The 25133-nt window shown below is 72.2% G+C and carries 22 protein-coding genes; 12 read left to right on the plus strand and 10 right to left on the minus strand.

The window, feature by feature from the left end:
* Positions 1–220 precede the first annotated feature (220 nt).
* Both ACFY9V_RS32705 and ACFY9V_RS32710 read right to left on the minus strand, forming a co-directional pair.
* Entirely contained in the window at positions 221–1129 is a 909-nt protein-coding gene (locus ACFY9V_RS32705) for a methyltransferase domain-containing protein (RefSeq protein ID WP_391164048.1), read from the minus strand.
* Positions 1130–1340: 211 nt separating this feature from the next.
* Complete coding sequence (locus ACFY9V_RS32710) at positions 1341–1943, minus strand: helix-turn-helix domain-containing protein (RefSeq protein ID WP_391049693.1); 603 nt, start codon at positions 1941–1943, stop codon at positions 1341–1343.
* Between the two features lie 289 nt (positions 1944–2232).
* On the opposite strand from ACFY9V_RS32710, the gene ACFY9V_RS32715 reads away from it, so the two are divergent.
* Positions 2233–3207, plus strand: a complete 975-nt coding sequence (locus ACFY9V_RS32715; protein WP_391164087.1) for an FAD-dependent oxidoreductase — start codon at positions 2233–2235, stop codon at positions 3205–3207.
* Here the strand turns inward: ACFY9V_RS32715 and ACFY9V_RS32720 are convergent.
* The gene (locus ACFY9V_RS32720) at positions 3204–3899 is read right to left on the minus strand and encodes a helix-turn-helix domain-containing protein (RefSeq protein WP_391164049.1); all 696 of its coding nucleotides are present in this window, start codon (positions 3897–3899) and stop codon (positions 3204–3206) included. The genes ACFY9V_RS32715 and ACFY9V_RS32720 overlap by 4 nt on opposite strands.
* A gap of 109 nt (positions 3900–4008) precedes the next feature.
* Between ACFY9V_RS32720 and ACFY9V_RS32725 the strand changes: the two genes are divergently transcribed.
* On the plus strand, positions 4009–5619 hold the full coding sequence (locus tag ACFY9V_RS32725; protein ID WP_391164050.1) for a DHA2 family efflux MFS transporter permease subunit: 1611 nt from the start codon (positions 4009–4011) through the stop codon (positions 5617–5619).
* A gap of 47 nt (positions 5620–5666) precedes the next feature.
* Here the strand turns inward: ACFY9V_RS32725 and ACFY9V_RS32730 are convergent, their stop codons facing one another.
* Entirely contained in the window at positions 5667–6899 is a 1233-nt protein-coding gene (locus ACFY9V_RS32730) for a DNA gyrase subunit B (protein WP_391164051.1), read from the minus strand.
* Between the two features lie 552 nt (positions 6900–7451).
* Here ACFY9V_RS32730 and ACFY9V_RS32735 point away from each other — a divergent pair.
* The 3 genes from ACFY9V_RS32735 to ACFY9V_RS32745 all read left to right on the plus strand — a co-directional run bounded on the left by ACFY9V_RS32735 (position 7452) and on the right by ACFY9V_RS32745 (position 9008).
* Positions 7452–7928 (plus strand): helix-turn-helix transcriptional regulator, encoded by a 477-nt coding sequence (locus tag ACFY9V_RS32735; protein WP_355342047.1) that lies wholly within the window; start codon positions 7452–7454, stop codon positions 7926–7928.
* Positions 7925–8530, plus strand: a complete 606-nt coding sequence (locus ACFY9V_RS32740; protein WP_355342050.1) for a hypothetical protein — start codon at positions 7925–7927, stop codon at positions 8528–8530. Before ACFY9V_RS32735 ends, ACFY9V_RS32740 begins: the two co-directional genes overlap by 4 nt.
* A gap of 124 nt (positions 8531–8654) precedes the next feature.
* Positions 8655–9008, plus strand: a complete 354-nt coding sequence (locus ACFY9V_RS32745; RefSeq protein ID WP_355342053.1) for a DUF2516 family protein — start codon at positions 8655–8657, stop codon at positions 9006–9008.
* A gap of 83 nt (positions 9009–9091) precedes the next feature.
* Here ACFY9V_RS32745 and ACFY9V_RS32750 read toward each other — a convergent pair whose 3' ends face one another.
* From ACFY9V_RS32750 to ACFY9V_RS32760, 3 genes are all read right to left on the minus strand, one after another.
* Positions 9092–10552 carry a SpoIIE family protein phosphatase gene (locus tag ACFY9V_RS32750; protein ID WP_391164052.1) on the minus strand — a complete coding sequence of 487 codons (1461 nt, stop codon included), beginning with the start codon at positions 10550–10552 and terminating at the stop codon, positions 9092–9094.
* A 295-nt stretch (positions 10553–10847) separates the two neighbouring features.
* On the minus strand, positions 10848–11900 hold the full coding sequence (locus ACFY9V_RS32755) for an NlpC/P60 family protein (RefSeq protein ID WP_391164053.1): 1053 nt from the start codon (positions 11898–11900) through the stop codon (positions 10848–10850).
* Between the two features lie 139 nt (positions 11901–12039).
* Positions 12040–12828: a class I SAM-dependent methyltransferase gene (locus ACFY9V_RS32760; protein WP_391164054.1), complete on the minus strand. Its 789-nt coding sequence runs from the start codon at positions 12826–12828 to the stop codon at positions 12040–12042.
* Positions 12829–13652: 824 nt separating this feature from the next.
* Between ACFY9V_RS32760 and mshA the strand changes: the two genes are divergently transcribed.
* The 3 genes from mshA to ACFY9V_RS32775 all read left to right on the plus strand — a co-directional run bounded on the left by mshA (position 13653) and on the right by ACFY9V_RS32775 (position 17389).
* Positions 13653–14948 carry a D-inositol-3-phosphate glycosyltransferase gene (mshA, locus tag ACFY9V_RS32765; protein WP_391164089.1) on the plus strand — a complete coding sequence of 432 codons (1296 nt, stop codon included), beginning with the start codon at positions 13653–13655 and terminating at the stop codon, positions 14946–14948.
* Positions 14941–15531, plus strand: a complete 591-nt coding sequence (locus ACFY9V_RS32770) for a YbjN domain-containing protein (RefSeq protein ID WP_391049679.1) — start codon at positions 14941–14943, stop codon at positions 15529–15531. The genes mshA and ACFY9V_RS32770 overlap by 8 nt, the downstream gene beginning before the upstream one ends.
* A 115-nt stretch (positions 15532–15646) precedes the next feature.
* Positions 15647–17389: a glycosyl hydrolase family 28-related protein gene (locus ACFY9V_RS32775; protein WP_391164055.1), complete on the plus strand. Its 1743-nt coding sequence runs from the start codon at positions 15647–15649 to the stop codon at positions 17387–17389.
* A gap of 79 nt (positions 17390–17468) precedes the next feature.
* Here the strand turns inward: ACFY9V_RS32775 and ACFY9V_RS32780 are convergent, their stop codons facing one another.
* Positions 17469–18881 carry an MFS transporter gene (locus ACFY9V_RS32780; RefSeq protein ID WP_391164056.1) on the minus strand — a complete coding sequence of 471 codons (1413 nt, stop codon included), beginning with the start codon at positions 18879–18881 and terminating at the stop codon, positions 17469–17471.
* A 92-nt stretch (positions 18882–18973) separates the two neighbouring features.
* Here ACFY9V_RS32780 and ACFY9V_RS32785 point away from each other — a divergent pair, with 92 nt between their 5' ends.
* Positions 18974–19732, plus strand: a complete 759-nt coding sequence (locus tag ACFY9V_RS32785) for a phosphoglyceromutase (protein ID WP_355342074.1) — start codon at positions 18974–18976, stop codon at positions 19730–19732.
* Between the two features lie 659 nt (positions 19733–20391).
* Here ACFY9V_RS32785 and phoU read toward each other — a convergent pair.
* Positions 20392–21075 carry a phosphate signaling complex protein PhoU gene (gene phoU, locus ACFY9V_RS32790; protein WP_355342077.1) on the minus strand — a complete coding sequence of 228 codons (684 nt, stop codon included), beginning with the start codon at positions 21073–21075 and terminating at the stop codon, positions 20392–20394.
* Between the two features lie 182 nt (positions 21076–21257).
* Here phoU and ACFY9V_RS32795 point away from each other — a divergent pair, with 182 nt between their 5' ends.
* On the plus strand, positions 21258–22604 hold the full coding sequence (locus ACFY9V_RS32795; RefSeq protein WP_355342080.1) for an ATP-binding protein: 1347 nt from the start codon (positions 21258–21260) through the stop codon (positions 22602–22604).
* Positions 22601–23281 carry a response regulator transcription factor gene (locus ACFY9V_RS32800; RefSeq protein ID WP_093716893.1) on the plus strand — a complete coding sequence of 227 codons (681 nt, stop codon included), beginning with the start codon at positions 22601–22603 and terminating at the stop codon, positions 23279–23281. Before ACFY9V_RS32795 ends, ACFY9V_RS32800 begins: the two co-directional genes overlap by 4 nt.
* 132 nt (positions 23282–23413) lie before the next feature.
* Here ACFY9V_RS32800 and ACFY9V_RS32805 read toward each other — a convergent pair whose 3' ends face one another.
* Positions 23414–24031, minus strand: a complete 618-nt coding sequence (locus ACFY9V_RS32805; RefSeq protein WP_355342083.1) for a DUF461 domain-containing protein — start codon at positions 24029–24031, stop codon at positions 23414–23416.
* Positions 24032–24575: 544 nt separating this feature from the next.
* Here ACFY9V_RS32805 and ACFY9V_RS32810 point away from each other — a divergent pair.
* Positions 24576–25058, plus strand: coding sequence for a CarD family transcriptional regulator (locus ACFY9V_RS32810; protein WP_033174074.1), 483 nt, complete (start codon positions 24576–24578; stop codon positions 25056–25058).
* The last annotated feature ends 75 nt before the right edge of the window (positions 25059–25133 follow it).

Below are 25133 nucleotides of genomic sequence, written 5' to 3' on the forward strand. Positions count from 1 at the left end.
CCGGTGGCGGGTGAACTCTGGCCGAAGGGCAGTCGAGGGCAAGGGCCTTGACTGGCAAGGGCGTTGGCGCCTCGACTGTCCGCCCGGTCACCCGCACCGCCCGCTGCCCACGCGCCGCACGGCCCGCACCGCGGCCGATCCGGTGCCGGTCCACGGCGGGCGTACCGGCGGATGGTCGTACGGGCGAACGTCCCCGGTCAGGCGCGGGCCACGGTCGTACTCACGCGCGCCGCGCCGCCCACACCGTGCGCTCGGTCCGCACGGTCAGGTCGTCGCGGCGCGCGATGCTGTCCGGGCCCGCGGCGTCGAGGAGCCGGTCGAGCGCGGCGAGGTCTTCCGGTGCCAGGGTCCCAGCGATGCCGCCGCGCATACGGGTCAGGCTGGTGAGCGCGTACCGGCCGACGGCCTCGGCGTGGGGCGGGCCGATGTTCACGGTCACGACGCGCTCGCCCACGACGGTCAGGCCCGCGGCGCTCAGCATGGGCCCCCAGTCGGCGCCGCGGTGCGGCACGTGCTCGGTGTGGTGGTGGTCGAGCGCGGCGTGGCAGCGTTCTTCGAGCCCCGGGCGCTCCGCGGGCGCGTCCTCGGGCAGGAAACGCGGGAAGCCCGCCAACTCGACGACGGCGAAGAGCCCGCCGGGCGCGAGCGTGTCGCGGACCTTGCGCAGCGTGCGCTCCGGGTCCGCCATGTGGTGCAGGGAGGCCGACGCCCAGACCAGGTCGGGCGAGCCGAGGTCGGGCCACCGCGTGTCGAGGTCCGCCTGGACCGTACGGACGCGCCCGGCGACCCCGGCCGCCTCCGCGTTGCGGCGCAGGCGGTGCAAGTGGTCGGCCGAGGTGTCGACCGCGATGACCTCGGCCTCGGGGAAGCGCCGCAGCAGGGCGAGGGTCCCGGCTCCGGTGCCGCAGCCGAGGTCCACGATGTGGCGGGGGGCGGCTTCGACGGGCAGCCACGCGGTGATCGAGGCGGTGTGCTCGGCGAGGACTTCCGCGTCGAGGTCGAGGATGTCGGCCTGGCTGTCGGCCTCGGCGTCGTGGTGCGAGGCGCTGGCCTTTGGGGTGCCGTGATCGTGGTCGTGCGGGGCGTGACCGTGGGCGTCGTGGGCCGCGTGCGGGGCTGCGTGAGTCATGGCGCCCACCGTATGAGGGCCGTGGGCGGGCGGCCCGGTCGCTTTCGGGAACGGCAAGACGGTGGGCGTCCGGGCTGCCGACGGCGCAAGTCGCGCGCCCTGGCCCGCGCGAGTCGCGGGCTCCGGCCTGCGCGGGCCTCGACGTACCCGATTCGCGGGCGCCGACCTGCGCGATTCGTGGGCCCCGGCGTACCCGATTCGCCGAACGGGCTCAGACCCCGTCCCCCTCGCCGCCGCTCTTCTCGTCGCCGCGCTGGTGCCCGCGCCGCGCGTCACGGTCGAAGATGCCCAGCAGCTCGCAGGGCCCGCCCTCCGCGCCGATGGCGTGCGGCAGCATCGTCGGGAATTCGGCCGACTGGTTGGTCTCCACGCGGAAGCGCCGATTGCCCAGGAGCAGCACGGCCGTGCCCGACAGGACGACGAGCCATTCGCGCCCGGGGTGGGCGCGCAGCCGGGAGGGGCTGTCCGGCGGCGGATTCGTCAGGCGCTGCCGTACGACCGTCATACCCGGGTCGGCCTTCACGGCCCAGCGCATCGTCTGGTGCGCGGAGTCGATCATCGGACTGGAGATGACGTCCTCCGTGGCCGTCTCGACGAGCTGGTCGAGCGTGGTGTCCATGGCGCGCGCGAGGGTCACGAGCTGGTCCAGCGCGAGACGGCGCTGACCGTTCTCGATCCGGCTGAGCGTGGAAGGGCTGAGCCGGGCGCGGCCGGCCAGTTCGTCCAGCGACCAGCCCTGCGCCACCCGCAGCGCGCGAATCCGCTTGCGCACCAGGCTGTCGAGATCTCCATCGTCTTGCGTCATAGGCAACATGTTATGCCTCGCGCGCAAAGTCCGTTTAGCGTGGTCGTACCGGGCCCCGGACGGGGCTCCCGCTCAGCGCAAGGGCGCAAGCCGACGCGTAGAGAGCCGACACGTATAGAGAGGTACGCCCATGCCCGCGACGCTTCCCGCGCACGTGAACGATCCGGCCGGTGCGGCCGATCCGGCCGGTGTGACCGATCCCGCCGATGGGGCCGACGCCTTTGGGGCCGACGCCTTCGCCCCGACCCTCGACGCCGTGGTGATCGGCGGTGGCGCCGCCGGACTCAACGGCGCCCTCATGCTCGCCCGCTCCCGCCGCTCCGTCGCCGTGGTCGACAGCGGGACCCCGCGCAACGCGCCCGCCGACGGTGTCCACGGCCTCCTCGGCCTCGAAGGCATCCCCCCGGCGGAGCTGCTGCGCCGGGGCCGGGAGGAGGTACGGCGGTACGGCGGCAAGGTGCTGGTCGGCGAGGTGACCGCCGCCGAGGCCGCCCCCGGCGCCGACCCGCGTTTCACGGTCACCCTCGCCGACGGCGCCACCCTCCGCGCCCGCCGCCTCCTGGTCGCCACCGGCCTGCGCGACGTACTCCCCGACATCCCCGGCCTCGCCCGGCACTGGGGGCACGACCTCGTGCACTGCCCGTACTGCCACGGCTGGGAGGTGCGCGACGAGCCCGTTGGCGTACTCGCCGTCGGCCCCGCCTCCGTCCACCACGCCCTGCTCTTCCGGCAGTTGACCGACGACCTGGTCTACTTCACGCGCGGCACCGACCTGGACGACGAGACCCGTACGCGCTTCGCCGCCCGCGCGATCCGGGTCGAGGACACCCCGGTGGCGGCGGTCGAGTCGACCGGGTCCACGGAGGGCGCCGGGCTTACGCGGGCCTCCGGGTCCACGGCGAGCCTTGGGCCCACGGAGGGCTCCGGGTCCGCCGCGGGCGGGCACATCGCGGGCGTACGGCTGACCGACGGCCGGTTCGTACCGCGCCGCGTCCTGGCCGTCGCGACCCGCATGCTGGCCCGTACCGACGGACTGGCCGGGCTCGGTCTGCCGATGGAGGACCTGCCGGGCGGGATGGGCCGCCGCTTCGCCGCCACCGGCCCCGCGGGCACCACGTCGGTGCCGGGCGTGTGGGTCGCGGGCAACGCCACCGACCTGACGGCCCAGGTCGGCGCCTCCGCCGCCGCGGGCGCCCTGGCCGGTGCGCACATCAACGCCGACCTGGCCGCCGCCGACACCGAGGCGGCTCTCGCCGCGGCGGACGCGCCCTAGGAGCGCTCTGACGCGGCGGGGTCCGGCGCCGCCCGTACGTGCGCGCGCTCGCCCTGCTTGCCGACGAGGCTGAGGAATTCGACGGGCCCCGAGCCGGTGGAGCCGAACCAGTGCGGCGTACGGGTGTCGAACTCGGCCGCCTCGCCCGGCTTCAGCACGAGGTCGTGCTCGCCGAGCACCAGCCGGAGCGTGCCGTTGAGCACGTAGATCCAGTCGTAGCCCTCATGGGTGCGCAGGACGGGCTCCACGGGGCCGCGCGGCGGGGCGGGCAGGACGAATTTGTACGCCTGGATGCCGCCGGGCCTGCGGGTCAGCGGCAGCACGGTCGAGCCGTCCTTGCAGGCGATCGGGCGCAGGTTGAGGCGCGGGTTGCCGGTGCGGGGCGCGTCGACCAACTCGTCGATGGTGACGCCGTACACCCTTGCCAGCGGCAGCAGTTGCTCCAGCGTGGGGCGGCGCAGGCCCGCTTCCAGCCGCGACAGCGTACTGACCGAGACGCCGGTCGCCGCCGCCAGATGCGTCAGCGTCAGGTCCCGGCCGAGCCGCAGATTCTTCAGGCGGGGGCCGACGGCGTCGAGGGTGCGACCCACTTCGTCGTCGGTGCCGTCGGTGCCGTCGGTGCCGTCGGTGCCGTCCGCGCCAGCCGCGCCGTCCGTGCCGCCCGCGCCAGCCATGCCGTCTACATGATCCATGGAGCCCAGTTTGCCGATCGGCAAACAATTTTGCACATCGGGGCCGGTCGTGGCGACGATCGCTCCCGCGTTTCCCCTGTTGACCGTCCCTGGTGAAAGGTCCGTCCAGATGAGTACGGAGAGTCCGAACCGGCCCGCGCGGGTCAGTGCCGAAGCCGCAGCCGTGGGCACGGGCGTTGACGTACCGGTCGACGTAACAGCCCCTGACGCGGCAGGTGTTGACGACCCGCGTCGGCGCCGCGCGATCCTGATCTCCGTCTGCGTCGCGCTGATGGCCGTCATCGCCTCGGTGTCCGGCCTCAACGTCGCGCAGCCCGACCTGGCCGTCGCGTTCGACGCCTCGCAGAGCACGATCCTGTGGATCATCAACATCTATACGTTGAGCCTGGCGGCGCTGCTGCTGCCGCTCGGCGCGGTCGGCGACCGATGGGGCCGAAAGCCCCTGCTGCTCACGGGACTTGCCGTCTTCGGCGGCGCCAGCGTCGTCGCCGGTCTGGCGACGTCGGCCGAGGTCATGATCGCGGCGCGGGTGCTGAGCGGTGTGGGCGCGGCGATGATCATGCCGGTGACGCTCGCCGTCATCACCTCCACCTTCCCGGCCGAGGAGCGCGGGCGGGCGATCGGGGTGTGGACCGGCGTCGCGGGCGGGGGCGGCATCCTGGGCATGTTCCTGTCGGCCGCGCTGGTCGACGTGGCGAGCTGGCGTTATCTCTTCGTCCTGCCCGTGGCGCTCGTGCTCGTGGCCGCCGTGATGACGGTGCGGTCCGTGCCCGACTCGCGCGACGCGGCGACGCACTCCTTCGACACGGTCGGGGCGCTGACCTCGGTGGTCGCGGTGGTCGGGCTGATCTTCGTACTCCAGGAAGGGCCCGAGCGGGGCTGGGCCGCGCCCGTGACCCTGCTCAGCCTGCTGGTCGGCGTCCTGGCCGCCGCCGGCTTCGTGGTCTGGGAGCTGCGGCGGCACGGCCCGCTGCTGGACGTCCGCCTCTTCCGCGAGCGCGGCCTGGCCGGCGGTTCCGTCGCGCTGCTGGCCGTCTTCGGCGTCCAGGCCGGGATCTTCGTGGTCCTCTTCCCGTTCCTCCAGGCCGTGTTGGGCTGGTCGGGCCTGCTGTCCACGCTGGCCCTCATGCCGATGGCCGTCCTGATGATGGCCACCTCGGGCCTCGCGCCGCGTCTCGCCGAACGGGTCGGCAGCCGTCGTACCATGGCCCTCGGCATCCTCCTCGGCGGCGCGGGCCTGGCCCTGATGGCCACCCTCGTCTCCCTGGACGGCGGCTACCTCTCCGTCCTGCCCGGCATGCTCGCCATGGGCATCGGCATGGGCCTCACCATGACCCCCGCCACCGAGGCCATCACCAGCTCGCTGCCCAGCGAACGCCAAGGGGTCGCCTCCGCGCTCAACGACGTCACCCGCGAATTCGGCACCGCCCTCGGTGTCGCCCTCCTCGGCGCTCTCCTGTCCTCCGGCTACCGCGGCGCCATCGGCCCCCGCCTCGACGGCGTGCCCCCGGCCACCGCCGCCACCGCCCGCGAAGGCATCGCCAACGCCGTCGAAGCCGCCCACGCCACCGGCGGCCCCACCGCCCCCGCCCTCGTCCGCGCCGCCCAGCAGTCCTTCGTCGACGGCTGGCAACAGGCCATGTGGGCCGGCGTAGCCGTCATGACCCTCCTCCTCGCCTACTTCCTTCTTCCGAGCCGGACTCGTCGCTCAGACCGGTGAGGCGGGCGCGTCGGCGGCGGTCGGGTCCGGAGGTCTCCACGACCGTTTCACCCCGCCCGCCCGCTGACCCCTACGATCCGCCCGACGACGGCCGCGGCCCGGTCCGCGTGCTCCTCCGCCCACCTGCCGACGTGCTCCCTGACCGCTTCCCTCACGCAGGCGCGCACCTCGGCGTTGCCCAACGTGCCGTGGGCCAGGTCCTCGAAACAGGGATGGTCCACCTTCACCGACACGACCGCGGTCAGTCCTTGGCCGATCCGGTCGACGCCGAGATCGGGATCGGCCGCCGACAGCAGCCTCCGCTCCCGGGCGAAGGCGTTGACCGCGAGCGCGAGTCCGTCGCGGAAGCCCGCCAGGTGCGCGCCGCCGTTCCGGGTGGGCGCGCTGTTGGCGAAGCTCCGGATGCGCTCGTCGGGGGAGGAGCACCACCGCAGGGCCACCTCGGCCGTCCCCTCCATCCGCGGGTCCTCCCGGGCGAAGGCGATGACGTCGGGGTGCAGGGGTGTCCGGGCCGGGGCGTCGGGGTCGTCGTGACCGTGGGGGCTGTCGAGGAAGACGACGAAGTCCTGTACCCCGTACGGGAATCGGAACCGTACCGACTGCTGCCCGCCCGGTGACCGCGCGTCGGTCAGCGAGATCTCCAGGTCCCTGTTCAGGAACGCCAGCTCCCTGAAGCTGTCCGCGAGCGCGGCGAACGAGCACTCCGTGGTCGGGAAGATCTCCGGGTCGGGCCGGAAGCTGAGGGTGGTCCCGGTGCCGGCCGCCGGTCCCACGACGGTCGGCGGCGCGATCGCGCCGCCGCGCTCGTACTCCTGCACCCACCGGACCCCGTCGCGCCGTACCTCGGCCGTCAGGCTGCTCGACAGGACATTGGCGACGAAGGGCCCGAAGCCCGCCCGCTCCAGGACCGCGCAGTGCCGACCGGGGGGTTGCGGCCTGCCGGCCGTGCGGGTCAGCAGCGTTTCGAGGCCGTCGCCGTCCTCCGCGACCTCCACCGGGACCCCCGGCCCGTCGTCGGCGACGCTGACCTCGCCGCCGGGTCCCAGGACGACGTCCACGGTCCCGGCCCGCCCGGCCAGCACTTCGTCCACCGCCCGACCCATGACCTGGAACACCATCTGATGCAACCCGCGTCGGCCGGTCGTCCCGACATACATGCCAGGCCGCCGCCGAATGGTCTCCCTCGCGTCCAGCACCGTGATGTCGCTGGCCTCGTACCGCCAGCGGACCTCCTCCGCGCCGGCCTTCTCCCTGCCGTCCTCCGCGCCGCCCCGACTCACGAGATCCCCCTCCGACCGCGTCCACCCGAGCCCCCCAGCCTAGGCGAATCCGCGTAAAACACCAGGTCAGCCGCCACGCGACGAACCCGTGCCCGCCCCGCTGCCCGCCCCCCGGCCCCCTCCCGGCCCACGACTCCCCACCCTCGCCGGAAGCGCGGCCAAACCCCGTCTGAGCCCCCTCAATCCCCCCTCCCCGTCGCCCCCGAGGCGCCCATTTCCCCCATCGTGCATCCGGCCGCCGCTCTCTCCGGTCGGCCGTCAGCGACCGCCCCGCGAGTCACCGGCAACCCGGTCGCGGTAGCCCTCGGGGAGCTCGCCGACCGACGGGATGTCCGCAGGAAGCGGCAGAAGGAGAAGGTCCCAGCTCAAAGTGGCCTCCAGGGTCCAGGTGTCGCCGAAAACGCTATCTCCCGGCCCTGACAGCACCGGCCCCGGACGTACCGGCGGCAGGGGGGGGCATCGGGGGCCGGGGGAGCAGTCGGTGAGGCTGGGAGGGTCACTGTTGCAAGCGGTGTGCTTGCAAAAGTTAGCGGGGTGGGGGAAGGTGGAGGCATGGCTTCGCTGAAGGTGGGCAACGTCGGGGAGTACCTGCGGGAGCAGCGGCGGGGGGCGCGGCTCAGCCTGCGGCAGTTGGCGGAGGCGGCCGGTGTGTCGAATCCGTATCTGAGCCAGATCGAGCGCGGGCTGCGGAAGCCTAGTGCGGAGATCCTGCAGCAGTTGGCGAAGGCGTTGCGGATCTCGGCGGAGACGCTCTACGTGCAGGCGGGGATGCTCGACGCGCGGGAGCGGGACGAGCTGGAGGTGCCGGCGGTGATCATGTCGGACCCGTCGATCGACGAGCGGCAGAAGCAGGTGCTCATCCAGATCTACGAGTCCTTCAGGAAAGAGAACGCCGCCGCGGAATCGGCCGCCAAGGCCGAGGAAGCCGCACGACAGGCCGAAGAAGAACAGAAGAACGCCGAAGAAGAGCGGAAGAACGTGGAGGCGGATTCGTCTCCGACACTCGTACGGGAGGAATCCGAGAAATGACCATCACCGACGACATCGTCAAGAGCCTGCGCAACCCGACCCCGCTGTACGCGGTCGCGGGCACGGCGGACCTCGCCGCGGCGAAGCTCCGCGAGGTGCCCGCGCTGCTGGAGAAGCTGAAGGACCAGGCGCCCGAGCGGATCGAGAAGATCCGCGGCACCGACCCCAAGGACGTGCAGCAGCGGGTCACCGCGCAGGCCAAGGACGCGTCGACCAAGGCGCAGACGCGGCTGAACGAGACGATCAGCGGCATCGACTTGGACCTGAAGAAGATCGGCGGGTCCGTGCAGGACCTGGCGCTCCAGGGCGTGGGCCGGGCCGCCGAGTACGCGGTCAAGGCGCGCGAGACGTACGACGAGCTGGCCGAGCGCGGCAAGGGCGCGGTCGCTCAGTGGCGCGGCGGCGCGGCCGACGAAATCATGGAGATCCCGCCGGCCGTGAAGCTCGCGGACATCCCGGCCGACGAGCCGCTGACCGAGTCGATCGGCGACCGGCTGGCCGCGAAGCCCGCCGACACGTCCGGCGACAAGCCGGCCGCCCGCAAGACCACGCCCCGTAAGCCGAGTGGCGCGAAGAAGGCGACCGACAAGTCCGCGGAGTGAGGCGAGGGCCGGGCACGCTTTGCGAGCCCGGCCCGTTGTTCGTGCAGGAGCCGGTACGGTTGGGCGGGCGACAAGCGGACGGTCGGCACGGTGCCGGCCGACAGCGACAAGGGCGGTGGACGGCGTGCTGATCACGGGGTTCTTCGGGGTGCTCGGCCTGGTGTCGTGGGCGCTCTTCCTCTTCGCGGCCTTCGCCTTCGTGGACGCGGCGATCCGCCGTGAGGACGCGTACCGGGCGGCGGACAAGAACACCAAGGCGTTCTGGCTGATCATCCTCGGCATCGCGGCCGTGGTGATGAAGCTGTTCTCGGTGCTGTCGTTCCTGCCGGTCATCGGCCTGGTCGCCGTGATCGTGTACATGGTGGACGTACGCCCCGCCGTACGGCAGATCACCGGACCGCGCCGTGGCGGCGGCCTGCGGCGGCGCCGCGGCGGTGGCAGCAGCAGCGACGGCCCGTACGGCCCGTACAACGGCTAACGCGTACCCGCCGGGCCGTACCCACCGGCCCGTATCCACCGGGCCATATATATCGGGCGGACCGGCCCCCCAGCGGACCGGCCTCAGATCCGCTTCGGCCGCTCCAGCAGCACGACCGCCACGTCGTCCGTCAGCTCCCCGCCGTTCAGCTCCCGCGCCTCCGTGAGCGTCGCGTCGAGCAGTTCCTCGCCGCGCAGGCCCTCGGCCAGCAGCCGGGCGGTCATCCGTACCATCCCGTCCTGCCCGAGCCGCTGCGTGCCCTGGCCGATCCGGCCCTCGATCAGGCCGTCGGTGTAGAGCATCAGGCTCCACTCGCCGCGCAGCCGTACCGGTATCCGCTGCCAGCGGGCGTCCGGGAGCAGGCCGAGCGCCGGGCCGCCCTCCGTGTACGGCAGCAGTTCCGGCACGCTGCCGGGAGCGCCGGGGGTCGAGAGCAGCGGCGCCGGGTGTCCGGCCAGATGCAGATCGGCGCTGCGCGCGTCCGGCGCGATGTCGACGGTGCAGAGCGTCGCGAAGATCTCGTCGTCCGACCGCTCGTGTTCGAGCACTTGCTGGAGCGTACGCAGCAGCGCGTCGCCGCCGAGCCCGGCGAAGGTCAACGCGCGCCAGGCGATGCGGAGTTGGACCCCGAGGGCGGCGGCGTCCGGGCCGTGGCCGCAGACGTCGCCGATCATCGCGTGGACGGTGCCGTCGGGGGCGCGGACGGTGTCGTAGAAGTCGCCGCCGAGCAGGGCGCGGCTGCGCCCCGGGCGGTAACGCGCCGCGAAACGCAGGCTCGCGCCGTCCAGCAGCGGGGTCGGCAGCAGGCCGCGCTCCAGCCGGGAGTTCTCCTGCGCGAGCAGCTTCGTCTCGGTGAGCTGCCGGTGCGCGAGGTCGGCACGCTTGCGCTCGACGGCGTAGCGGACGGCGCGCGTGACGGTCCCGGCGTCGACCTCGTGCCGCGCGAGGTGGTCCTGGGCGCCGACCCGTACGGCCTCCGCGGCCCGCCCGTCGTCCGCGCCGTCGGTCAGGACGAGTACGGCGGTGCCGGGCGCGAGCCGCAGCACCTGCCGCAGGCCGTCCAGCACGTCGGGCAGGTCGAGCAGGATGCAGTGCACGTCGTCGGTGAGCAGACGGCCGGCCGCGGTGAGATTACGTGCCCGCAGGATACGGATCCGCGGCCCGCCGCGCTCCTGGAACCACGGCGCGGTGAAGGCGTCCGTCGCGTCCTCGCCGATCACCAGCAGCGTGAAGATCGCGGGACCGCTGCCCGGATCCTGCCGCTGCCGGGGCAGCGAGAGGGCGCCGGACTCCGTGTACGGCGCGGTGGACGCCGATACGGGGACGGACGCCGGTACGGCGGTGGACGGCGGTACGGGGACGGACGCCGGTACGGGGACGGACCCCGGCACGGCGACCGATGTCGGTACGGACGGCGGTACGGAAAGGGGCGAGGGCCCGGCCGTGGAAGCCGTCCCCGAACCGGGTACGGCAGCGGGGCCCTCGGCCCCGCGCGTCTCGTCGGTGGCTGAGGGCCGATCGGTGCCGCGTTGGGCTGCGGACATCAAGCGACTCCTTCCCTCCCCCGAGGATCTCCGGAGACCCTAGTGGCTGGAGGCAAGGTGACGGGAGGGCAGAGAGTGAACCGTCAGCGTCATATGCGGCGGTCAGCAGGGGATTTCGCGGTGGATGTGTTGATCCGCACATGACCAAGGTCACGCGTGGCGGCCACAACCCCGCCCCCGCCGCGACCCGCATCCGGACCGCCGCCCGCATCCGGACCGCCGCCCGTACGCGTACCCGCCCACGTATCCCTCCGCGCCCCACGTCTCCCTCCGTCCAGATACGCGCGAACCGTCATCAACCCGGTCGTACGACCCCCAGGATCGGCATCGAACCGGCCCCCGCCACCACCACGTCCCGCCCCGGGCGCGGCGCGTGGACGATCGCGCCGCCGCCGACGTAGATGCCGACGTGGCTGGCGTCGGAGAAGTAGATGACGAGGTCGCCGGGGCGCATCCGGTCCACGGGCACGTGGGGGAGGCGCGCCCACTGCTCTTGCGAGGTGCGCGGGATGGGACGGCCCGCCGCCGCCCACGCCTGGGAGGTGAGCCCGGAGCAGTCGTACGAGGACGGGCCCGCCGCGCCCCACACGTACGGCTTCCCGATCTGCCGGGTCGCGAAGGCCACGGCGCGGCGGCCCGCGGCGGAGGACGCCGTGGACGCGGCGGTGACCAGGCGTTTCGCGTCACCGGTCGCCAGCCAGTCGCTCTGCGCGCGGTACGCCGCCTCGTCCTCGAGCCGCGCGAGCCGGACGCGCTCCTGTTCCTTGAGCGTGGCCAGCAGCGCGGTGGCCTCGGCGAGCCTGGCCCGTACGCGCTGCCGCGCCCCGGCCGCCGTCCGCTGCGCGTCGACCAGTTGCTGCCACCGCTCGGTGGCGGCGTGCGCGTAGCCGTCCAGCTTCCCGCGCGTGTCGGCCAGCGCGTCGATCGTGGCGCTCGCCGCGCGGGCGCCGCGGGCGGCGAGTCCCGCGTCCGACAGGAAGGTGTCGGGGTCCCCCGACATCGCCAGCCGCAGCGTGTCCGGCACCCCGCCGGCCCGGTACTGCGCGCGGGCCAGCGCCCCCGCCTGCGCGGTGAGCGTGCGCAGGCGTGTCTGCGTACGGTCGATGGCCACCGCCAGCGCCACCAGGTCGTGCTGCTGGGCCCGTACGCGTTCCCCGGCCGCGTTGTACGCGTCCGTCGCCGCCTCCGCCTGCCGGTACAGCGCGTCCACCTCGGCCCTGACCTGCGCCACGGTGCGCGGGGGTGCGGCTTGCGCCGGGGCCGTGGCGGTGGCGGTGGTCAGCGCGACCGTGGCGGTGAGCGCCGTGAGCGCTGCCGCGCAGGTGCCGCTTCGGATTCCGCGGGTCATCCGAGCCTCCCTCACGTCACGGTCGCGGCGGCTGTTCGCGCGGCTCCTCGCGCCGCTGAACGCAGGGCTTATCTGACGGGCCGTCACATCTTGGCGGATGGTGGCACGGCGAGCCGTAAAGGGGAAGGGCGAGAGGGCGTTACGCGTGCGGGGCGAGGGCGGGCCAGGCGACCGTGACCTCGCCCTGGCGCCACCGGGCGGGGCCGTCCACGACCGGCCAGCCGTCCGCGCGCAGCGAGGTGACGGCGCGGATCCAGCGCTGGCGCGCGCCCAGGGTGGACAGGGGAGCGGCCGAGGCCCAGGCCCGGTCGAAGGCGGTGAGGAACGCGTGCACGGATTCGCCGGGCACATTGCGGTGGATCAACGCCTTCGGGAGGCGTTCGGCCAGGTCGGAGGGGCGGTCGAGGGAGCCGAGGCGGGTGGCGAAGGTGACGCTTCGGGGGCCTTCGGGGCCGAGCGCCACCCAGACGTGGCGGCGGCCGATCTCGTCGCAGGTGCCTTCCACGAGGAGGCCGCCGGGGGCGAGCCGGCCGCGCAGCCGGGTCCATACGGCGGCGACCTCGCTTTCGTCGTACTGGCGCAGGACGTTCGCCGCCCTGATCAGGACGGGGCGGCTTCCGTGGGGGAGGGGGACTTCGAAGCCGCCGTGTATGAAGCTCAGGTTGTCGCGCTCGTACGGTTTCGCTGCCGCGACGCGGGCCGGGTCGATCTCGACGCCGACGACCTGGACGTCTTCTCTTACCGCCTGGAGGCGGCTCAGGAGTTCCACCGCTGTCCAGGGGGCGGCGCCGTATCCGAGGTCGACGACGACGGGGTGGTCGGCTCTCCGCAGTTCCGCTTCCAGCGCGGTGGTGATCCACCGGTCCATCCGGCGCAGCCGGTTGGGCCCGGTGGTTCCTCTGGTCACCACCCCCACCATGCCGCGCATTCCTCGACTCTAGTCTTTCCCGCCCGCCCACCCGTGCGGGTGTGTTGTCGTCTGCGGGTGCCGCTTGTGCCTGGGTCGGTGCCGGTCCGGGGTACCTCCTCGAAATCCGTATCACCTGGCCTTTGCGCATCCGGTACCCGGCCGTCAACGTATTTCTGCGGGGGCACCCCGGCCCGTCCCCTCCTCGCTCGTCGGCGTCCGCCTGCCGGTGGGGGTTGCCGGGGGAGGGGGGTCTTTCGGCGAGCCGCCCTGCGTCACCGCCCGGCCCCGGGGGTGCCCTCCAGCTAGTCCGCCGACCCCGCCCGCCCATGCCCTGACTCGCCGCCCCCACGGGTGGGCCACCGCCGCCAGGCTTACCTGCGCCCGCCCTCCTCCCCGCCCCCCACGAGCGAGCGCCAAGGTGCCCACCCACCCCCTCCCTCCTCAGCCACAGCGGACAGGCGGGCGCCGGCGGACCGGAGGGGACGGTGCGGGGTGCCCCCGCAGGGGGACGAACGGGCAGGGGCAGAAGCAGGCGCAGGTGGCCGCAGGTTCGTCGCCCGAGGAGGTGCCCCGGGCCGGGACCGACCAGGCACAGGCGGCACCCGCAGACGAAGAAAGCACCCGCACGGGTGGGCGGGCGGGAAAAAAAGACAAAAAGACCAAGACGCCACCCACCCCCCAAGGTCACGCTTCGGCAACAAGGAAATGGAACCGCCAGTTCCGGCGTTCCCCATGGTTGAACGCGGGGGTACGGCCTTCGGAAGGAACGCATGGTGACCCAGCAGACGTCGTCCCGGCTCGCCGCGCTGCGCGGTGCGCAGAAGCACAAGCACGCGCTGGGGATGAGGGGTCGCCGCACCGGAGGCCGCCGCGTACGCCGAGTCGCGATGCTGAGCGTGCACACGTCACCGCTGCACCAGCCGGGCACCGGCGACGCGGGCGGCATGAACGTCTACATCGTGGAGCTGGCCAAGCGCCTCGCCGACCTGAACGTGGAGGTCGAGATCTTCACGCGGGCCACCACGGGGGCGCTGCCCCCGGCGGTCGAGCTGGCCCCCGGTGTGCTGGTGCGGCACGTGGACGCGGGCCCGTACGAGGGTCTGGCCAAGGAAGAGCTGCCCGCGCAGCTCTGCGCGTTCACGCACGGGGTGATGCAGGCATGGGCGGGCCACCGCCCGGGTTACTACGACCTGGTGCACTCGCACTACTGGCTCTCGGGCCACGTCGGCTGGCTGGCGGCGCAGCGCTGGGGCGTGCCGCTGGTGCACGCCATGCACACCATGGCCAAGGTCAAGAACGCGGCGCTGGCCGAGGACGACTGTCCCGAGCCCGCCGCGCGGGTGATCGGCGAGACGCAGGTCGTGGCGGCGGCCGACCGCCTGATCGCCAACACCGCCGAGGAAGCCGACGAGTTGGTGCGGTACTACGAGGCGACCGCCTCGAAGGTCGCGGTCGTGCACCCCGGCGTGAATCTGGACCGCTTCCGCCCGGAGCCGGGCCGCGCGGCGGCTCGTCGGCGCCTCGGGCTCCCGCAGGACGCGGTGATCCCGCTCTTCGCGGGCCGGATACAGCCCCTGAAGGCCCCCGACGTGCTGATCCGCGCCGTCGCGGTGCTGCTGGACGAGGACCCGACGCTGCGCGACCGCCTCCTCGTGCCGATCGTCGGCGGCCCCAGCGGCAGCGGCCTGGCCAAGCCGGAGGCGCTGCACAAGCTGGCCGCGCGGCTCGGCGTGTCCGACGTCGTACGGTTCCAGCCGCCGGTGGACCAGGAGCGGCTCGCGGACTGGTACCGGGCGGCGACCGTCCTGGTCATGCCGTCGTACAACGAGTCCTTCGGGCTGGTCGCGATAGAGGCGCAGGCGTGCGGTACGCCGGTGGTCGCGGCGGCGGTCGGCGGGCTGCCGGTCGCGGTGGCGGACGACCGCACCGGCTTCCTCGTACCGGGGCACGACCCCCGGGACTACGCGCGGGTGCTGCGCCGTTTCATCGACAACCCGGCGCTCGGCGACTCGCTGGGCGCGGCGGCGGCCCGGCACGCGCGGGAGTTCGGCTGGGGGAAGGCCGCGGCCGACACCACCGAGGTGTACGCGGCTGCGCAGGCCGAACACCGCCGTCACCTACGATCGGCGCATGGCTGAGGAGACCCCGGTGGACGTCAACGGTGACACCGACGACGGAGCCCATGACGGTGCCCATGGCGGCGCGACCCCCGACGCCCCGCGCGGCGACCTTCGGGCGCGAGCCGTCCGCGCGCTCGAACAGGCCCTGCGCGAAGCCGACTTGCCGTGGGAGTCGCCGCGCCCGGACACGTACGTCACCCAACTGCCGGGCACCCGCAAGCTCTCCACCACCTGCTCCTTCCTGGTCGGCGCCCACACCCTGTCGCTGAACGCCTTCGTCGTCCGCCACCCCGACGAGAACCAGGAAGCCTTCTACCGCTGGCTGCTGGAGCGCAACCTCCGTCTGTACGGGGTGAGTTACGCCATCGACCGGCTCGGTGACGTCTACCTCAACGGCCGCCTCCCGCTGGCCGCCGTCACGCCGGAAGAGGTCGACCGGCTGCTCGGCGCGGTCGTGGAGAACGCGGACGGCTCCTTCAACACGCTGCTGGAGCTGGGGTTCGCCACCTCCATCCGCAAGGAGTACGCGTGGCGGGTGTCGCGCGGCGAGTCCACCAGGAATCTGGACGCGTTCACTCACCTGACCGAAGGTCAGTCCTAAGAATCACCGCACGACCCCTTCCCCTTGGTCCATACCACGTGACACCCTCGCGTCAGTCGTAGATCTGAACCACGTTCAGATACGTGAGAGCGGCCTACGTGTGAAGGGTGGAAGCATGGCGATGAGCCGCAGGAAGCTGCTGACCGCGAGCGTCCAGGTCACCTCGGCGGCGGCAGCCGCGACGGCGCTCGGCGGCACGCCGTTCGGCGGCACGGCGTTCGGCGGTACGGCGTTCGGCGGTACGGCGAAGGCCGCCGACGCGGCCGTCGACCCGTCCGGGCAGGGGGGCCGCCAACCCCTCGCCCTCTGGCGGGAGTTCACCGCGACCCCGTACACCCACCCGCAGATCCCGTACGTCGCCCGCGCCGGTTACGACGGCGGCTCCCGCCGCTTCCGCCGCCACCCCGTCCGCGCGAACGTCCTGCGCTACGGCGCCAAGGCGGACGGCTCGGCCGACGCGGCCCCCGCCATCAACCGCGCCCTGCGCGAGGTCGGCCGGGCGGGCGGCGGCACCGTCCACCTCCCGCCGGGCACGTACCGCATCGATGACGTCATCCGGCTCGGCTGGAGCAACACCACCCTGCGCGGCGCGGGCAGCGGACGCACCGTGCTGTACGCGACCAGGTCGCTGACCGACCTCATCGGCCCGTACGGCAGCCGGTACGGCGGCGACAAGTCGTCGTGGTCCTGGGCGGGCGGCCTGGTCTGGATGTGCCCGGCCGACCGCTACGCCTCCCTGACCGACGCGATCCGCGCCAAGGACTGGCCGTTCGAGGGCTGGACCGGCAACAAGCGCGACCAGTGGCGGACGCTCGCGACCGTCACCGAGGAGGCCCCGCAGGGCAGTTGGAGCGTCACCGTCGACAGTGCCAGCCAACTGCGACCCGGCGCACGCGTGTTGCTGCAATACGCCGACGACCCCGCGCACGGCCTGCTCGACCACATGGCGGGCGACGTCGACGGCGCGGCCACGTACGACTGGTCCGACAAGAGCAAGCTGCTCTCGTACGTCCCCTACGAATGGCCGGCCCTGATCACCGAAGTCCGGGGACGGCGCGTCACCTTCGACCGGCCGCTGCCGCTGGACACCCGGCTGCTGTGGCGGCCGAGGATCACCACGATGGTCGAGCCGCTGGTCAACTCCGGTGTGGAGGGCCTGACCATCCGGATGACGCCCACACCGCAGTCGCCGCATCTGCTCGACAAGGGGTACAACGGGCTGGTCGCGCAGTGCACTTGGGACTGCTGGGTGGACGACGTGCACGCCGTCGACGTCGACAACGGCTTCCTGATGGTCGCGGCGAAGGCCACCACCTTCCGCCGTACCCGCGTCTCGGGGCGCGGCAGCCACCACCCGTACGCCTGCCGTGAGGGCTCGCACGACAACCTCGTCGAGGACTTCGCGATCGACCGGCGCACCGTGCCCGCCCCGTCCGGCACGCAGCTCCACGGCATCAACGCCGAGGGCCTGTCGTCGTACAACGTCTGGTCGCGCGGCCGGATGGAGATGGGCACCTTCGACACCCACCGCGGCCTGCCGTTCGCCTGCGTCCGTACCGACATCACCGTCTCCAACGACGGTCAGCACGGCGGCGACGCCTCCGCCGGACCGCTGTACGGCGCCCGCTTCACCCACTGGAACGTCACCGTCACCAACGGCCGCGCGGGCTGCGTCAAGATCGACGACATCGCGCCCTACAGCGCGACCGTCGGCATCTCCACGGTGACCCCCTTCGGCCAGATCGACGTCCCCGACTTCACGGGCCCGCTGCACTCGCGCCTGGAGTCCTACGGCACTCCGGGGATCGACCCGCCGAACCTCTACGAGGCGCAGCGCGCTCTGCGGCTCCGCCGCTGACCGGGGCTTCCGGCCGAGCGCCTTCGTGGCCCTGTCGGCGTCCCGGCTGGTGTCCCGGTCGGCGAACGGCCCGCGGCGCTCAGCCGCCGACCTGTTCCGGGGCGTCGCGGGGAGCCGGGGCCTGGGCCTCGACTCCGGCCGCCACAGGGGCGGTGGGGAGGACCGGGGCGGCCGGACGGCCGCGCAGCAGCAGGTAGTAACCGGCGCCCGCGAGCGTGCCGAGGACGGCGCAGCCCAGCCAGACGGTGGTGCGGCCGAGCTGGTCGAGGGTGACGCCGCCGACCAGGGGACCGGCGAAGGCCGCGGCGGACCAGGACAGGGTGTACATGCCCTGGTAGCGGCCACGGGCGGTGGCCGGGGCGAGGTCGGCGACCACCGACATCGAGGCGGGGGCGTGCACGATCTCGCCGAGGGTCCATACGACGACGGTCAGCGAGTAGAGGGCGACCGAGCCCGCGAGGACGGTCAGGCCGAAGCCCCACGCCATCAGCAGTGAACCGACGCCCAGCAGCGCCGCGTTGCCGTACCGCCGCACCAGCCGGGTGACGGGGATCTGGAGCAGCACGATCACCAGGCCGTTGATGGCGATGACGACACCGAACTGGCGGGCGGACAGGCCGTGCGCGCCCATGTCGACGGCGAGTGTGGAGTTGGCCTGGTTCATCACCGAGCCGAGCAGGAAGGTCAGGCCGACCAGGGCCATGAAGCGCTGGTCGCGCAGGACGTCGGAGAGCCGGATGTCGGTGGAGTCCGCAGCGCGCCGCGAAGTCGCCTTACGGGGACGGGATTTCGCCGTCGTCCCGCTCGCCGACGTCCCGCTCCCAGCCTTCTCGTTCACCGCCTTCCCGTTCACCGCCTTCCCGCTCACCGTCCTCCCGTCCACGTACGTCACCTTCGCCGTCACCGGCAGCGTCTCCTGCGCCTTGACGTACACGACCACCGCGCACAGCACGGTCGTCAGCGCGTCGCCGACGAACAGCCACACGTATCCCTCGGAGGCGATGAAGCCCGCGGCGGCGGCCGAGACGCCGAAGCCGATGTTGATCGCCCAGTAGTTGAGGGAGAAGGCGCGCACCCGGTCCTTCGGGGGTACGAGGTCGGCGATCATCGCGGAGAGCGCGGGCCGGGAGGCGCTGCTGGTCAGGCCGACGAGGGTGGCGACGGCGGCGATGGCCAGCGGGTTGGTCACGAAGCCGAGCACCGCGGTGGTGGCGGCTGCGCCGAGCTGGGTGGCGAGCAGCGTGGGGCGGCGGCCGATCCGGTCGGCGAGGACCCCGCCGAGCACCGCGCCCGCGGCGCCGCCGAGCCCGAACAGGGCCGCGACCAGGCCCGCGTACGAGGCGGAGTAGCCGCGCTGCACGGTGAGATAGAGGGCGAGGAACGTCACGACGAAGCCGCCGAGGCGGTTCACCAGGGTGCTGGTCCACAGCCACCAGAACTGGCGGGGAAGACCGCTCACCGTCTCCCGTACCGCCCGACTGAACGCCGTCACCGCGACCCCTTTGTGTAATGACCTCTACCGGCTGGAGAATATTACAGAGGGCGGTCGGGTGGCGCCAGGGGATTTCTATTAGGCTCGGGCCCATGGCTGCTGCTCCGTACCAACTGATCCTGCTCCGCCACGGCGAGAGCGAGTGGAACGCGAAGAATCTGTTCACCGGCTGGGTGGACGTCAATCTCAACGACAAGGGTGAGAAGGAGGCGGTCCGGGGCGGCGAGCTGCTCAAGGACGCCGGTCTCCTCCCCGACGTGGTGCACACCTCCCTCCAGAAGCGCGCCATCCGCACCGCGCAGCTCTCCCTGGAGGCCGCCGACCGCCACTGGGTGCCCGTCCACCGCTCCTGGCGGCTCAACGAGCGGCACTACGGCGCGCTCCAGGGCAAGGACAAGGCGCAGACCCTCGCCGAATTCGGCGAGGAGCAGTTCATGCTGTGGCGCCGCTCGTACGACACCCCGCCGCCGCCCCTGGAGGACGGCGCCGAGTTCTCGCAGAGCGACGACGCGCGGTACGCGAGCATCCCGCCGGAGCTGCGTCCGCGCACCGAGTGCCTCAAGGACGTCGTCCTGCGCATGCTCCCGTACTGGTACGACGGCATCGTCCCCGACCTGCTCGCGGGCCGCACCGTCCTGGTCGCCGCGCACGGCAACTCCCTGCGCGCCCTGGTCAAGCACCTCGACGGCATCTCCGACGCCGACATCGCCGGCCTCAACATCCCCACCGGCATCCCCCTCTCCTACCAGCTCGACGCCTCCTTCCGCCCCCTCAACCCGGGCGGCACCTACCTCGACCCCGACGCCGCGGCAGCCGCCATCGAGGCGGTCAAGAACCAGGGCAAGAAGTAGTCCTCTCGCACCGCCACGCCCTCTGTCCGCGGGTTTTCCCGCAGACGGGGGGCGTTGTCGTTCACGGGTCGACGGCGGGTCGGCGGCCGAGCAGCCCGTCGGCCGGCAGGACGTCGACGGAGCCTTCCGAGTCGTCACAAGGGCGGTCCGAGGGCGCGGCCGTCGTCGTTGGCCGGGCATGACGACGGCCCGCGTCCGTCAGGAAGCGCGGGCCGTCGTCCGTGTGAACGGTTGGTGCGACGGGACGGTACGGATCAGACGAGTCGGGACGGACGGGGCGTCAGCCGGTGCAGCCTCCGCACTGGCAGGCGCCGCCGGACTGACAGCCACAGCCGCACCCCGAGCCGCAGCCGCACGCGGCGACCAGCGGCAGCGGGGTCCGGAGCGGCCGCGGGGCGTGGTCGGAAGACGGCTGGTCGCGTACGGGAGTTGGCGTGACGGGGGATTCCTGCATCAGTACACCCTCCTCAGGCTTGCCTACCCACCAGTGAACTCCGCGCCGGCCGCGCCCTTCAATAGCGCACCCCCGGCGCACGAGCGCACTCCGGCCTCCCCCGAATGCCTTACGCGCCCTACGCGCGGCGACCGACCCGCGCGCCGCGAAAGCCCTCCGTGCCGCCACCGGCCCGCGCGCCGCGAAAGCCCCCCGCCGGACGGCGCTACGCGCCCTCCACCGCCGACGGCGTCTGCGGCGTCATCTCGTCCGCGTGCTCACCGGTGACCAGGTAGACGACGCGCTTGGCGACCGACACGGCGTGGTCGGCGAAGCGCTCGTAGTACCGGCCGACCAGCGTCACGTCCACGGCCGTCTCGATGCCGTGCTTCCAGCGGTCGTCCAGCAGGTGCTGGAAGAGCGTGCGGTGCAGCTCGTCCATGCGGTCGTCGTCCGCTTCGAGCTGGAGCGCGTCGTCCACGTCCTTGCTGACGATGACCTCGCCGGCCTTGGCGACCAGGCGCTGCGCGAGCTGGCCCATCTCCAGGATGGTGCTGTGCAGGTCGCGCGGCACGGCCGACTCGGGGAAGCGCAGGCGGGCCAGCTTGGCCACGTGGCGGGCGAGGTCGCCGGACCGCTCCAGGTCCGCGCTCATCCGCAGCGACGTGACCACGATCCGCAGGTCGGTGGCGACCGGCTGCTGCCGGGCCAGCAGGGTGATCGCCCGGTTCTCCAGCTCCCGCTGGATCTCGTCGACCTTCTCGTCGGCGGCGATGACGCTCTCCGCGACCTTCAGGTCCGCGTCGAGCAGCGCGGTGGTGGCGCGGCCGATCGCGGAGCCGACGAGCCGGGCCATCTCGACCAGACCGTCACCGATCGAGTCCAGCTCCTCGTGATATGCGTCCCGCATCGCTTTCCTTCCGTCCGAACAGAGGTTTCTCCTCCACGCTGCCACGCTGATGGGCGTACGCGTACCGACCGCACACCCTGAGTGAACCACTCCCCACGTGAAGGTGAACTCTTGGCAACGAGCATCCGAGAGGTAGCTTCCGGGGTTGTGGATCGCTTGCGCGACCCACCTAACCTGGGGCTATGGACGTGAACGCGGCAGTCGCCGCAGCCAGTGCGATAGCCGGTCTGCTGACCGGTGTGATCGCCGTGCTCGCGTTCCGCTGGAGCGAGCGGGAACAGGCCCGCCCCACCCGTACGGCCATGCGGCCCGACAACATGACCGGCGCGCTGCCGCCGGGCGTGGACACCGTCCTTTCGGTCCTGCGGTCCTCCGCCGTCGTCCTGGACGAGGGCGACACGGTGGTCAAGGCCAGCTCGGCGGCGTACGCCCTCGGGCTGGTACGCGGCGGCCGGCTGGCCGTCGACCAGATGCTGCAGATGGCCCGCGAGACCCGGCGGGACGGCGAGATACGGCAGGTGGAACTGGACCTGCCGCGCCGCGGTGTGAGCCGCGGCGAAGGTCTCGCGGTCTCGGCGCGGGTCGCCCCGCTGGGCTCCCGGCTGGTGCTGCTGCTGGTCGAGGACCTCACCGAGGCCCGGCGGATCGAGGCGGTCCGCCGTGACTTCGTGGCGAATGTCAGCCACGAACTGAAGACCCCCGTGGGGGCGCTCTCCCTGCTGTCGGAGGCCGTCATGGACGCCTCCGACGACCCCGAGGCGGTCATCCGCTTCGCGGGCCGGATGCAGATCGAGGCCACCCGGCTGACCAGCCTGGTCCAGGAGATCATCGACCTCTCCCGGGTCCAGGACGACGACCTGCTCGACGACGCCGAGCCGGTGGCCGTGGACGACCTCGTCGCCGAGGCCGTCGACCGCTGCCGTCACCAGGCCAACACCAAACAGATCACCATGGCTACCGGAACCACCCCTGACCTGCACATATGGGGAAACCGGGGCCAGCTCGCCGCCGCCCTCGGCAATCTCGTCGAGAACGCTGTCAACTACAGTCCGGCCCGTACGCGGGTCGGCATCGCGGGGCGCAGGATCAACGCACCCGGCGGGGATCTCATTGAGATCTCCGTCACCGACCAGGGCATCGGCCTCTCCGAGAAGGACCGCGACCGGGTCTTCGAGCGTTTCTACCGGGTCGACCCGGCGCGTTCGCGGGCCACCGGCGGCACCGGGCTCGGGCTGTCCATCGTCAAACACGTGGCCGCCTCGCACGGCGGGGAGGTCACCGTGTGGAGCGCCGAGGGTCAGGGCTCCACCTTCACACTGCGGCTTCCCGAAGCCGGGATCGCCCGCGACCGCGCACTGCCGCCCGGCACCGATCCCGTGGCCGAGGCGGACGCGGACCCCGACTCCGATCCCGACTCCGACCGCGACTCCGATCTCGATTCCGACCAGGAGTCGCTGGACGAGCCGTCGGACGAACAGCTCTTCCGCTCTCTCCCCGAACACATCCCCGCCCCGGAGGTCCTTCCGTGACACGCGTACTCGTCGTCGAGGACGAAGAGTCCTTCAGCGACGCGCTGTCGTACATGCTCCGCAAGGAGGGCTTCGAGGTCGCCATATCCGCGACCGGGCCCGACGCGCTGGACGAGTTCGAGCGCAATGGCGCCGACCTGGTGCTGCTCGACCTCATGCTGCCGGGCCTGCCCGGCACCGAGGTCTGCCGCCAGCTCCGGCTGAAGTCCAATGTCCCGGTCATCATGGTGACCGCCAAGGACAGTGAGATCGACAAGGTCGTCGGCCTGGAGATAGGCGCGGACGACTATGTGACCAAGCCGTTCTCCTCGCGGGAGCTGGTCGCCCGCATCCGCGCGGTGCTCCGCCGCCGCGGCGAGCCCGAGGAGATCTCCCCGGCCGCCTTGGAGGCCGGTCCGGTCCGGATGGACGTCGACCGGCACGTGGTCACCGTCTCCGGCGGCAAGGTCGACCTCCCGCTCAAGGAGTTCGACCTGCTGGAGATGCTGCTGCGCAACGCGGGCCGCGTCCTGACCCGTATGCAGCTCATCGACCGGGTCTGGGGTGCCGACTACGTCGGTGACACCAAGACCCTCGACGTGCACGTCAAGCGGCTGCGCGCCAAGATCGAGCCCGACCCGGGCGCGCCGCGCTATCTGGTGACGGTCCGCGGCCTGGGCTACAAGTTCGAGCCGTAAACCCGGGTCCGGGCGTTGGTCCCGGGCCCTGACACAGCGCGCGGACGGCAGAGCGCGTCCCGGATTCGTATACGGGAAAGGCCCGGTGGCGAGTGTGCCACCGGGCCGTTTCAGGTTGTCCGAAAACCGACCTCAGGAGGTCGGGGTCGCGGTGCCCGTCGGGGTCGCGGTGTCCGTCGGCGTGGCCGAGCCGGTGGGCGTGGCCGAGCCGGTCGGCGTGGTGCTCGGCGTCGGCGCCTGGGTGGTCGGCAGCGAGCTGGGACCGAACTGCTGGTAGTCGCCGGTGGCCGGGATCACGTTGAGCTGGATCGCGACGGGCCCGGAGGAGCTGAACTCGAACACGGCGTTCTGCACGTCGCCGTCCCGCAGCGCCTCGGTGCCGCTGTCCACGACGGCGGACGGGTTGCCCTTGCCGCCGAGGAGCACGGTGCCGTGGCCGGGGACGCTGACGGTCTGGCCGCCGTCCTTGTCCGCGAGCGTGACCCTGGTCGAGCCGAGCTGGACGGACTGGAGGGTCTGGGCGTCGTCGCCGTTGTTGAACAGGCGCGCGGAGACCGTCGCGGGTCCGTTGCCGGCGCTCTGGGTGAGCACCACGGCGTTCTGTACCTTGATCACGCCGTGAGTCACGGAGTCGCTGTCCGGTTGGACCTTCAGGGTCTGCGCGTCGTTCCCGGCCGCGCAGGCGGCGAGCGGGGCGAGCGAGAGCGCGAAAACGGCGGCGAGGGCGCCGCGACGGAAGCTGCGGACCACGGCGGCGGCATCTCCTAGATCAGGTTCGGAAGATCTTCCAGCGGCCTTAGATTACCGAGCCGTTGACGCGCCCGCGCACCGGGTGGCCCCTGGGAGCCCGGCTCACCCGCGCGGTTCACCCGCCCGGTGGCGGGCCGGGCGCGCGTACCCATTGCATTCCGCATTCCCCCGACGTGATTACCCGACGTCGTTCATGATCGGCGCGGCCGGTTTTCCGCGAGTGTTCCGCCGTTGTTCCACGACTGTGCAAAATTGGATCATCTGCGGGCAGGTTCCCGAACGGAGTAGCGATGATCCACTCGTCCGGGAGCGACAAATAGGGACGTACTGCCCCTTGTTCGGCGGCGGTAGAGCCTGTAACGGCGGCGTTTCAGCCTCCCCGTATACCTGCTCCCACCTGCGGATACCTCGCGCGGGAGGCATGCTCCAGCACGTCCCGGGGGCCGTTGTCAAGCCCTGAGATATGCTCTGACCTGCGAAAACGCCATTCAGATGAGGGCGTTCCCGTGTTACCCTGGATAGCCACGGAAGGGGTACCTGTCACATGACGTTCAAGGTTGGCGACACCGTGGTCTATCCCCATCACGGGGCCGCGCTGATCGAGGCAATCGAAATTCGCCAGATCAAAGGCGTGGACAAGACCTACTTGGTGCTCAAGGTCGCCCAGGGCGACTTGACGGTACGTGTGCCCGCGGACAATGCGGAGTTCGTCGGCGTACGCGACGTGGTCGGTCAGGAGGGTCTGGACCGGGTCTTCGAGGTGCTGCGCGCGCCGTACACCGAGGAGCCCACCAACTGGTCCCGGCGATACAAGGCAAATCTGGAGAAGCTCGCTTCCGGCGATGTCATCAAGGTCGCAGAAGTGGTCCGCGACCTGTGGCGTCGTGAGCGCGAGCGCGGCCTGTCGGCCGGCGAGAAGCGCATGCTCGCCAAGGCCCGGCAGATCCTGGTCAGCGAACTCGCTCTGGCGGAGAACACCAACGAGGACAAGGCCGAGGCGCTGCTCGACGAGGTTCTCGCGTCCTAAGATCCTCGCGCGCGCCCACCACGTGCCATCGAGGTTCTCGTTTCTCGTCTCAATCGGCGTGGCCACGCCGACCGT

This window comes from Streptomyces sp. NPDC008317 (genome assembly GCF_042955955.1).
Lineage (GTDB): Bacteria > Actinomycetota > Actinomycetes > Streptomycetales > Streptomycetaceae > Actinacidiphila.